The following is an 11,016-nucleotide window of genomic DNA, read 5'->3' on the forward strand; positions in this document are numbered from 1 at the left end:
GCATCATCACAAACAAACAACCCGGCCTGAGCCGGGTTGTTTGTTTTACCGCAGGCCGCGCGGGCGATCAGGCCCCCACGATGCCGCCATCTTCACGCCAGATGGCCACGGTTGCGGAACGCGGACGGCCGCCAGCCGCATCGGGCCACTTGCAGAAGGCCAGCGGGTTCTTGGCCAGCAGCTGATCCATCGTCTCGCCGGCCGCCAGTGCCGGCTTGTTCGGATGATTGCCGACTTCGCCGGGATGCTGCACATTGATGAACACGGTCTTCTGGTCCGGTGTCCAGCTGATGCCGGTGATTTCGCAACCGGACGGGCCCACCAGGAAGCGGCGGATTTCCTTGCTGTTCACATCGGCAATCAGCATCTGGTTGTTGCCCTGCCCCAGATAATCGCCGGTATTGCTGAAGTTGCCGTCGGTCTGGATCCACAGGCGGCCGGACTTGTCGAAGGCCAGGCCATCCGGGCTGTTGAAGGTATTGTCGGTCGTCACGTTCGCCGAGCCGGAGCGCAGATCCTTGCGGTCCGGGAAGGCCAGCGGGTTGCCGGCCAGCACAAACAGGTCCCACTCGAAACTGGTCGCGGTGGCATCGCCACCGGCTTCGCGCCAGCGCACGATCTGACCCCAGGAATTCTTCGGACGCGGATTGGCCTCATCGGTGGTCGAGCGGCCGCTGTTGTTGGTCATGGTGATGTACACCTCGCCGGTTTGCGGGTGTACGGTCACCCACTCCGGACGATCCATCTTGGTGGCGCCAACGGCATCGGCAGCCAGACGGGTCTTGACCAGCAATTCGCCCTGATCGGCAAAACGGGTGTCAGCGGCCAGTACCGGATTGGCCACCTTGTCGAGCAGGACCCACTCGCCGCTGCCCATCATGTCGCCGCTGACCGCACCGGCATTGAACTTGGCCACATACAGCTTGCCGCTATCGAGCAGATTGCGGTTGGCTGCCGGATTGGCCGGGTCGTACTTGCCGGTGGATACGAACTTGTAGGCGTAGTCATTGGCCTGGTCATCGCCCATGTACACGACGACATGGCCGCTCTTGGCAATCGTCACCGCCGCGTTTTCATGCTTGATGCGGCCCAGCGCGGTGCGCTTTTTCGGGGTGGATTTCGGGTCAAAGGGATCGATTTCGACAATCCAGCCGAAACGGTTCGGCTCATTCGGCGTCTTGGAAACGTCGAAACGGTTGTCCAGTTCATGCCAGCGATAGCCAAAACCAGCCTTGTCGATGCCGTAACGTTTCTGGAGCGGGTCGGCGGCAAAGGCCGGGTCGGTGGCGCCGAAGTAGCCGTTGAAGTTTTCCTCGCAGGTCAGGTAGGTGCCCCAGGGCGTGTAGCCATTACCGCAGTTGTTCAGCGTACCCAGCACGTTCACGCCAGCCGCATCGGCGGCGGTCTTCACCAGCGCATGGCCGGCCACCGGGCCGGTAAGCTGCATCGGCGAATTGCCAGTCAGGCGGCGGTTGTACATGGAGTTGAGCACCACTTCCCACTGGCCGCCCACCTTGCGCACATGAATCACCGAAATGCCATGCGCATTCTGCGCCTTGCGGACCTTGTCCAGCGTCCACGGCTCCAGCGGCGGCTGGCCGGCTTCCAGCTTGTACAGGTATTCGTAATTGCAATACTCGTGATTGACCACCAGCAGGCCTTCGTCGCTCTTTTCCTTGCCGGCGGCGTCGGTCATCGCAAAGAAGGTCATGCCGTCATGGTTGTCGCCGACCTGGCGAGCCTGCTCATCGCCGGTATTGGAGCCATCGGGCTTCCAGGCCGGCGAATCGGCAAACAGCGGCGAGCCCCAGGGGGCGATGACCTGATACTTGTATCCTTGCGGTACGACGATGCTGTCAGCGCTGGAGGTCGCCACGGCCTTGAAACCCAGCGCGCTCGGCACCGGGGTGGGCACGGGGGTGGGTACCGGAGTCGGCGTGGCGCTGCTGCCGCCATTGCCGCCGCCACAGGCGCTCAGCATGCCGCCGAGGAACATCGCGGCCGACAGACCTGCGCCGCCCTTCAGCAGGGCGCGGCGCGATACGGCGCGCTCGACGACATCGTTGAAATGCTCGTTGGCAGACGGGTTGCTCGGCAGGTCGTCCTTGTCAATAACGCTCATTCTTGAAGCTCCAGTGGATTGGTCTTGTGATTCGGGTAAGCCGAACAGGCTTTCTGCCGCGCGGACTGGCGCGCAGTACTACCGGGGCGCCGGGACGGCAAGTCGGCGGCGCACAACGGTGCTGGCCCCGTTTCAGGACGGGCGCGGGCAGAACGGGCGGATTATCCGGAAGGAGCGTTACAGCTTGTTTCCAGCCAGATGTCATCTAGATGACAATGACTGCACATAAAAAAACCGGGGCATTCACCCCGGTTTTTTGTACTGCGCACGACAGTCTGGCTTAGTGCTTTTCGAGCAGGATGCGCAGCATGCGGCGCAGCGGCTCGGCCGCGCCCCACAGCAGCTGGTCGCCGATCACGAACGCCGACAGGTATTCCGCGCCCATGTTCAGCTTGCGCACACGGCCGACACCGATCTGCAGACCACCGGTGATGGACGCCGGGGTCAGTTCCTTGACGGTGATTTCGCGGTCGTTCGGCACCCACTTCACCCAGTCGTTGCCGGACTTGATGATGGCTTCGATCTCGGACAGCGGCAGGTCCTTCTTCAGCTTCACGGTCAGCGCCAGCGAGTGGCAGCGCATGGCACCGATGCGCACGCACAGGCCGTCAACCGGGATGGTGGCTTGCGTGCCGAGGATCTTGTTCACTTCGGCCTGGCCCTTCCATTCTTCCTTGGACTGGCCGTTGTCGAGCTGCTTGTCGATCCACGGGATCAGGCCGCCCGCCAGCGGTGCACCGAAGAATTCGGTCGGTACGTCTTCGCGGATGGTCTTGGCGACCTTGCGGTCGATGTCCAGAATGGCAGACGAAGGGGTCGCCAGTTCGTCGGCCACCGCGCCGTGCACCACGCCCATGCCCTTCAGCAGCTCGCGCATGTGGTTGGCGCCGCCGCCCGAAGCCGCCTGGTAGGTCATCGAAGACACCCAGTCGACCAGACCTTCACGGAACAGGCCACCCATGCCCATCAGCATGATGGAGTTGGTACAGTTGCCGCCGATGTAATTCTTGATGCCGCGCGCCAGGGCGTCGTCGATGACGTTGCGGTTCACCGGGTCGAGGATGATCACGGAGTCATCGTCCATGCGCTTGGTGGAAGCCGCGTCGATCCAGTAGCCATTCCAGCCGGCAGCCCGCAGCTGCGGATAGATTTCGGTGGTGTAGTCACCGCCCTGGCAGGAAATGATGACGTCCATTTCTTTCAGGTCGGCAATCGACTTGGCATCTTTCAGCGTGCCGGCATCCTTGCCAAAATTCGGCGCAGCCTGACCGGCTTGCGAAGTGGTGAAAAACACCGGGTCGATGACATCAAAATCTTTTTCTTCCTGCATGCGTTGCATGAGGACCGAGCCCACCATGCCGCGCCAGCCGACGAGACCTACACGTTTCATTGCCGCATTCCCTATAAGGCGTTTTCAATTCCGAACCACCGATATTAGAGAAAACCCGCAGGCAATGCCAGCCTCGGAAAAAACGGTTACAGCCCATCAGGACGGCAGAGCGGACGGCAGGAAAAGGCCAGGCACGGCCATGAGGGTATACATCCAGAAGCCAATCCAGCAAATGGCTGCATCCCGATAAGCAGGCACGTATAGCAAACGCCACCAGCAATGCCGCTGTCGCAGTACTGACCGGCGGCCGCTTTTTCGCTAGGATGGCCGGCCAGACAGCAAGCAAGGAAGAGCAGCAATGCGTGTACTGCTGCAGCGCGTAAGCACAGCACGGGTCGCGGTGGCCGGCCAGACCAGCGGCGAAATCGGCGCCGGCCTGCTGGTACTCGCCGGCATCGAAGAAGCCGACAGCGCGGCCGATCTGGCGTGGATGGCCAGCAAGGTCTGCAATCTGCGCGTGTTCGAGGACGAGGCCGGCGTGATGAACCGCTCGGTGCTCGACATCCGTGGTGACATCCTCGCCGTTTCGCAATTCACGCTGTTCGGCAGCTACAAAAAGGGCAACCGCCCGAGCTGGGGCCGCGCCGCGCCCGCCCCCGTATCGCAACCGATGTTTGACGCCTTTGTCGCAGAACTGTCCGCCAAGCTGGGCAGGCCGGTGCCGACCGGCGTGTTCGGCGCCGAAATGCACGTTCACCTCGTCAACGACGGCCCGGTGACGCTGATGCTGGATTCGAAGGACCCGGAATGAGCGACTTCCTCGCGCTCGTCTGCCCGCAATGCGGCGGCGCGCTGCCACAGCAGGCGGCGTGGCGGCGGGTGGCGTGCCCGTATTGCCAGGCGCTGGTCACGCGCAACCCCAAGCTGGTCGAGCGCAGCAGCTTTCAGGCGGCAATGCGCAGGCAAGCAGCAGATCATGCACAGCTCAATCCCGAATTCACGCTTGCCGGCGCGCCCTGCCGGCTGATCGCGCCGCTGGGCTCGGGCGAAACGGCCAGCGTCTGGCTGGCCGAGCGTCTCGCTGCCTACCCCGAGCGCATCACGCTGAAAATCGCCCACGACAAAAGCTGCGCGGCGCATCTGGATGACGAATACAGCCGCCTGCAGGATCTGCAGCACATCGACGGCCCCGGCAGCGCGTATTACAGCCGCCGCGTGCCGCAGCCGGTCGCGCAAGGCGACTACCTGGGGCGGCGCGTGCTGGCCCTGCGCGTTCCGCCCGGCTACTGGGGCAGCCTGGCTGCCGTGTTGCACCGGCAGCGCGACGGCATCCGCGCCGAGCATGCGGTGTGGATCTGGCGGCGCGTGCTCGACGTGCTTGCCTATCTGCACGATAAGGGTCTGGCGCATGGCGCACTGAGCGCCGACCACTGGCTGGTGCAGCCGCGCGACCACGGCGTGATGCTGACCGGCTGGCGCCGCCTGCATCGTGCCGGCGCGGATGGCGCGGCGGGCGATCTGCGCCAGAGCGCGTGGACGATCCGCCAGCTGCTCAATCCCTCCGATGATCAACGACCCACGCTGCGCGACACACTGCCCGAGCCGCTGGCCACGCTGCTGGAAAACACCTGCAAACACGACTGGTGCCGCACGACCAGTGCCCGCGAGCTCGACGCGATGCTGAAAAGCGCCGCGCGGCAGAGCTTCGGGCCACCGCGCTTCATTCATTTCCATCCAAGCCACTACTGACAAGGAGTAGTCATGGGTTACGGCAATTACTCGCACGCCGCGCATTCCGCGCTGATCGCCGACCGCGCCCACCAGTCGCGCGACGAGGTGTTCTCGCAAACGCAATGCCATGCGCTGATGAACCCGCAGGGGCTGAAGGTGCGCGAGGCACGTGACAGCGTGGATCACCCCGATTCGGTGCCGATCGCCTTTGCGCTGGACGTCACCGGCTCGATGGGCCACATCCCCGACCTGCTGGCGCGGCAAGAGCTGCCGGGCTTCATGAAGCTGCTGCAGGATTTCGGCATCGCGCACCCGCAACTGCTGTTCATGGCCATCGGCGACGCGACCAGCGACGATGCGCCGCTGCAGGTCGGCCAGTTCGAATCGACCGCCGAGCTGATGGACCAGTGGCTGACCTGGAGCTACCTCGAGGGCGGCGGCGGCGGCCAGAACCACGAAAGCTACGAGCTGGCCTTCTACATCGCCGCGCAGCACACCGACCACGATCACTGGAACAAACGCGGCAAGAAGGGCTATCTCTTCCTGACCGGCGACGAGCTGCCCTACCCCTCTGTCTCGAAGCACCAGGTCGGCAGCCTGATCGGCGACCAGCTCGACGAGGACCTGCCGATTGCCGAGGTCATCGCGGCGGCAGCCGAACGCTATCACCTGTATTTCCTGATCCCCGCGCTCAATCGCCGCGAAAATTGCGAAAAGCCGTGGCGCCAGCTGCTGGGCGACCATGTGATCTGCCTGGAAGACCCGCAGGACAGCTGCGCGGTCGCCGCCGCGCTGATTGCGCTGAACGAAGGCGTGCTCACCGGCGCAGACCAGATCGCCGGCACACTGGCGGCCAACGGCGTGGACGGCGAGCGTATCGGCGCGGTGATCCGCGCGGTCGAGGGCAGCACCTCGCTGTTTGCCAGCGACCCGCAGCGCGATCTCGACACGCCGGGTGCGCCGGCCAGACCGTCGTCCTGGTGGAAAAAGCTGTTTGGCTGAGCTGGGCGCAACACGGCTGCTGACGGTGTTCGGGCTGGGCTTTGGCGATTGCGGCAAGGGGCGCTTCGTCGATGCGCTGGCGGCAAGACTGGGTGGGTATACCGTCGTACGCTATAACGGTGGCGGGCAAGCGGGGCATACCGTCATGCTTGATGACGGGCGCTTTCATATTTTCGCGCAATTTGCCGCAGCGAGCTTTGAGCCCCGCGTTCACACCGTGCTCGCCGCGCCTTTCGTGCTGCACCCTGGCGGCCTCTTGCATGAGGCCGCAGCACTGGCGGCAAAAGGCTGCCCGCCGCTGTTTGAACGCCTCTTGATCGACGCCGCCTGCCGCGTCACCACGCCGTGGCTGCAAGCCGCCGGGCGCTGGCGCGAGCAGCAACGCGGCGCGGCGGCGCACGGCAGCTGCGGCGTGGGCTTTGGCGCGACGGTGGAACTGTCGATCACTCACCCGGACGCCGGCCTGCATTATGGCGAGCTGGTCGACTCGGCGGGCACGCTCGGGAAACTGCAGCGCCAGCGCGAGCTGCTGCACGCGGAATTCTCAGGCGACGAACGCTTTGCCACCGAACTTGCGCCACTGCTGTCCCCGGACCTGCCGCAGCGCTGGCTGCGCCAGGTGCGCGAGCTGGTCGCGCTGAGCCCGCCCGCCAGCCGCGAACGCATCGCCCGGCAGCTGCAACACGGCCGAGTGATTTTCGAGGGCGCGCAAGGCATGCTGCTGGACGAGCACTACGGCTTTCACCCGCACACCACCTGGAGCAGCACCGGTCCGCAGGCCGCAGCCGCGGTTGCCCGCCACTACGGGTTGGATGAGCCGCACGCGCATTACGGCGCGCTGCGCAGCTACCACACCCGCCACGGCGCCGGCCCCTTCCCCACCCATGACGCCGCGCTCGACCTGCTGAGCGAACCGCACAACGCTGACGACGGCTGGCAGGGGCCATTCAGGCGGGGGCATTTCGATGCCGTGCTGCTGCGCTATGCGCTCGCCTGCGCCGGCCCCATTGACGGCCTCTTGCTCAGCCACGTCGACGCGCTTGCGCGCGCGCCAATCCAGTGGTGCGACGCCTATCGGGTCGACGGGCAGCGCCGGCAGCGATTGGCGCCCCCCACCACGCCAGACGAACAGGAAGCATTGACCCGCTTGCTGTCTGCGGCGAAGCCCGAATACACGCAGCAGATCCGCACGCGGGACCACGTGTTGCAGCTGCTTGCCGAAGCGACCGGCTTGCCCGTGCTGGCCAGCAGCGATGGCCCTGCTCGCAGCGCGATTTGCTGGGACACCTCACAGGAGCAATCATGAAACCCGCCTTGCCGACCGTGCTGCTTTCCGTCTTGCTGGCCCCGTTTGCCCATGCCGACAAGGGCCTGCACGCGGAAATCTCCACCTTCATCCACTCACAGCAGCCCGATGGCCCCTGGCGGCTCGAGAGCCTCGTCGGTGGCGATCTGGACGGCGATGGCGATCAGGATGCGCTGCTCCTGCTGCAGAGGATTGAGAAGGTCGAGAAGGCCGACGAGGAAGGCAGCCGCCGCCTGCTGATCCTGCGCCGCAATGATGCCGGCCGGCTGGAGCTGCACAGCCACAACGACAAGGCGGTGTTTTGCCGCCAGTGCGGCGGCGTGTACGGCGACCCGCTGGCCGGCATGTCCATCGGCAGGAAAGGCTTCCGCATCGAGCATTACGGCGGCTCGGGCTGGCGCTGGAGCAACAGTTTCACCTTTGCCTTTTCGCGCCGCGACCAGGACTGGCAACTCATCGAAGTTCAGCGCGAAAGCTTTCACGCCAGCACTCCCGATGAGATCGAAGCCGTCAGGCATCGCCCACCTGGCCATTTTGGGCTGATCGCTTTTCGCGACTTCGCCCCGGACGATTACCTGGGGCGCGGCAAGCGCTGAAATGCAAACGGACCGGGAACACCCGGCCTGTTTGTGGCGTGGCGCACCACTCAGAGCTGGAAGCGCTGGATGGTCTGCTGCAGGCTGGCCGCCGTCTGGTTCAGCGAAGAGGCCGCGCCGGCAGTATTGCTGAGCGTGCGGCTGGATTGCTCGGCCTGGGCCGAAATCTCCTCGATCCTCTGCGCGACATCGGTGGAGGACGCCGACTGCTGATGCAGGGTGCTGCTGAGCTCGCGGATGATGTGCGCCACCTGCTGCGCCATGCTGCGCAGGCTGGCGATCGATTCGCCGGCGGATTGCGCGAGCCCGACGCTGCTCTCGACCAGCTGCACACCCTGGTCTATGCCCTGCACCACCCTTGCCGTTGACCCCTGGATTCCTTGCACCATGGCGGAAATTTCGCCGGTGGACTGCGCGGTGCGCTCGGCCAGCTTGCGCACTTCATCGGCAACGACCGCAAAACCGCGGCCGGTTTCACCGGCGCGAGCCGCCTCGATGGCGGCGTTGAGCGCGAGCAGATTGGTCTGATCGGCAATGTCGCGGATCACGGACACGATGCTGGAAATGCGCTCGGACTCATGCGCCAGCTCGGCAATCTGTTCGGCGGCGCCGCGCACGACCTGCGCCACTTCGGTAATCTGGCTGGACAGTTCGGCCAGCGATTGATGCCCTTCCTTTGCGCGCAGATCGGAATCGTCGGCAAGAGCGGCGGCATCGGACGTGTTGCTGGCGATGTGATTGATGGCCACGACCATTTCCTCGACATTGGCCGCGATCGAGCTTGCCGCTTCGCTCTGGATTCGGGACGAACGGTCGATCTCGTCTATGGTCTGCTTCAGGGTATCGGCGGCCTGGTTGATCGCGCCCACCCCCTGGCGCGCCTCACCCATCGACTGGCGCAAGGCATCCTGCATGGTCGAAATCGAATCGGCCAGATGCCCCACCTCGTCGTGGCCCAGCGCGGGCGGCGTCGTATGCAGATCGCCAGCGGCAATCAGCTTGGCGGCCTGGTTAAGGGCCTCCAGCCGCCGCTCGATGCGCCGGGCGATCAGCCAGGACAGCAGCAATGCCAGCACGGCGCTGCCGACGAGGCTCACCCACGCGGCCGAAACCGCACGGCTCACCTGCTGTTCGGCCTGCCTGGCCGCACGATCGGAACCCTCGCGGTTGAGCTTCACAAGCAGGTCGATCTGGTCGCGGACCTTGTTCGCCGCCTTCACCCATTCGTTCTTGCGCAGATTCTGCGCGCCCTCCTCGTTGCCAGTCTTCGCGAGTTCGACCGCCTTCAGCACCACATCGCGATATTCTCCGGCGGCGGCCAGCGCCAGCTTGAACTGCTCGCGCTCGCCGGCATCGTTGGGATCGATGTACTGCTCGTAGCCCTTGAATGCCTGCAAAACCTCGCCATCGAGCTTTTCCAGCGATTTTTCCAGCTTCGCCTTGTCCTCGGGGCTCCCCGGCAGCAGGTACTCCAGGCTGCGTACGCGGTAGCGCAATCGAACCTGGCTGATTTCGCCCGCCGCCTGCACGGAAGGCAGCCAGCTGGTGGCAATATCGCGGGTTGCCGCACCAACCTGCCGGATCTCCCAGACGCAGAACAGGATGGTCGCGATCAGCAGGCCGCCGGACAGCAGGAAACTGATCAGCAACTTGTAGCGTAAGCGGATGTCGTCAAACCAGCGCATGGCAGATCTCCTCTTGCCCGGATTTTCGGTGCGCGGCCAGGCATGTTTGCACCGCTGGATGCACGATGTGCAAGGGCACGGTCGCTGCATCCAATTTAATCAAAGCAAAACTGATTCGAAACTTGTTTTTGGTCGGAAGCCCATTCTAGCGGCATATATTAGTAACTTCTCATATTTCAGAAAACCATCACTGAAATGACACAGCAAATCAGTCAATCCGTCTTGCCGGGTCGGGCATCGCCACAGCCGGACAGGCGATGCAGCCACGCTGACAGGCAAGGCTTGACAGCTTCGGCGCAAGGCCGACAATTGGAGTCCCCCCCATCAAGACAAGACCCGTGCCACCATGTCCGTCTCACTGATTGCCCAGATTTCCCAGGCACTTGAATCAAGGCAGCCGCTGGAAGGGCTGGTACGCCAGCTGCTGATGCTGCTGGAACTCGTGACCGACCTCGAATCCACCTACCTGACCCGGATCGATCTGGCCGAGATGCGGCAGCACATTCTGTTCTCCCGCAACAGCAAGCAGATGCAGATTCCCGAAGGCCTGGCGGTACCCTGGGACGATACGCTGTGCAAGCGGGCACTGGACGAAGGCCAGCGCTTCACCAACGACGTCGCAAACTGCTGGGGTGATTCGGTCGCGGCCAGAGAATTGGGCATCGCCACCTATGTCAGCACCTGATTATGTCTATTCTTCCGGAAGCCCAATGATTGCAAGCCTTGCGCAGGGTTTGGTATGCATCACGGCAAAAGCGAGCCTCGGCACCAAGGCCTTAAGCTCGAATCGCCGGTTGAACCGATACTGCACCTCGCTCAGATAGCGGGGGGCATATTTCTTGAACTTGAACGCATGGTATGTCCCGCTCAGCGCCGTCTTCAGGTTGCCTAGCAGCGTATTGAGCCAACGGAATGGCTCGATCTCCGTCCCCGCTTTCCTCTTCGGCGCGATCACCGCATCATGCCGATGCCCGAGCTGCTCCAGAACGGCAAACCCTGCCAACCCATCAGATACGACATGGCAATTGGGTGCCAGCGCCTGTTTCGCCCAGATCTGCAAACTGGCGCGTGAGAAGCTTTCGACCTGATCGAACCGAACTCGCCAAGGGCGGCCGTCATGCAACTCAACGGCCGCCACAAACGGCACCTTGTTTTCTGAACCCCGTCCAACCTTGCCGCCAGTGCGCTCTCCACCCAGATAGGCATCATCAATACGAACTTCACCCTGCAATAGCCGCGACTCT

The 11,016-nt window shown here is 63.8% G+C and carries 10 protein-coding genes; 6 read left to right on the plus strand and 4 right to left on the minus strand.

The window, feature by feature from the left end; all coding sequences use genetic code 11:
- Positions 1–67: 67 nt before the first annotated feature.
- Complete coding sequence (locus tag C515_RS0113860) at positions 68–2,122, minus strand: PhoX family protein (protein ID WP_028456020.1); 2,055 nt, start codon at positions 2,120–2,122, stop codon at positions 68–70.
- A gap of 280 nt (positions 2,123–2,402) precedes the next feature.
- A complete protein-coding gene (gene asd / locus C515_RS0113865) occupies positions 2,403–3,512 on the minus strand; it encodes an aspartate-semialdehyde dehydrogenase (RefSeq protein WP_028456021.1) in 1,110 nt (369 codons plus the stop codon).
- Positions 3,513–3,810: 298 nt separating this feature from the next.
- Here asd and dtd point away from each other — a divergent pair, with 298 nt between their 5' ends.
- Genes dtd through C515_RS0113890 form a run of 5 tightly spaced genes read left to right on the plus strand, consistent with a single transcriptional unit; the run spans position 3,811 to position 8,087 of the window.
- On the plus strand, positions 3,811–4,263 hold the full coding sequence (gene dtd, locus C515_RS0113870; protein ID WP_028456022.1) for a D-aminoacyl-tRNA deacylase: 453 nt from the start codon (positions 3,811–3,813) through the stop codon (positions 4,261–4,263).
- The gene (locus tag C515_RS0113875) at positions 4,260–5,201 is read left to right on the plus strand and encodes a serine/threonine-protein kinase (protein WP_028456023.1); all 942 of its coding nucleotides are present in this window, start codon (positions 4,260–4,262) and stop codon (positions 5,199–5,201) included. Before dtd ends, C515_RS0113875 begins: the two co-directional genes overlap by 4 nt.
- 12 nt (positions 5,202–5,213) lie before the next feature.
- A complete protein-coding gene (locus C515_RS0113880; RefSeq protein WP_028456024.1) occupies positions 5,214–6,185 on the plus strand; it encodes a hypothetical protein in 972 nt (323 codons plus the stop codon).
- The gene (locus C515_RS0113885; protein WP_051304951.1) at positions 6,178–7,491 is read left to right on the plus strand and encodes an adenylosuccinate synthetase; all 1,314 of its coding nucleotides are present in this window, start codon (positions 6,178–6,180) and stop codon (positions 7,489–7,491) included. The genes C515_RS0113880 and C515_RS0113885 overlap by 8 nt, the downstream gene beginning before the upstream one ends.
- A complete protein-coding gene (locus C515_RS0113890; protein ID WP_051304952.1) occupies positions 7,488–8,087 on the plus strand; it encodes a hypothetical protein in 600 nt (199 codons plus the stop codon). Before C515_RS0113885 ends, C515_RS0113890 begins: the two co-directional genes overlap by 4 nt.
- A 50-nt stretch (positions 8,088–8,137) precedes the next feature.
- Here the strand turns inward: C515_RS0113890 and C515_RS0113895 are convergent, their stop codons facing one another.
- Positions 8,138–9,772 carry a methyl-accepting chemotaxis protein gene (locus tag C515_RS0113895; protein WP_028456027.1) on the minus strand — a complete coding sequence of 545 codons (1,635 nt, stop codon included), beginning with the start codon at positions 9,770–9,772 and terminating at the stop codon, positions 8,138–8,140.
- Between the two features lie 346 nt (positions 9,773–10,118).
- On the opposite strand from C515_RS0113895, the gene C515_RS0113900 reads away from it, so the two are divergent.
- The gene (locus C515_RS0113900; RefSeq protein WP_028456028.1) at positions 10,119–10,457 is read left to right on the plus strand and encodes a hypothetical protein; all 339 of its coding nucleotides are present in this window, start codon (positions 10,119–10,121) and stop codon (positions 10,455–10,457) included.
- A 6-nt stretch (positions 10,458–10,463) separates the two neighbouring features.
- Here C515_RS0113900 and C515_RS21145 read toward each other — a convergent pair.
- A partial coding sequence (locus tag C515_RS21145; RefSeq protein WP_043649664.1) for an IS1595 family transposase occupies positions 10,464–11,016 on the minus strand: 553 nt, incomplete at its 5' end.

The organism is Chitinilyticum litopenaei DSM 21440, from assembly GCF_000428145.1.
Classification (GTDB): domain Bacteria; phylum Pseudomonadota; class Gammaproteobacteria; order Burkholderiales; family Chitinibacteraceae; genus Chitinilyticum; species Chitinilyticum litopenaei.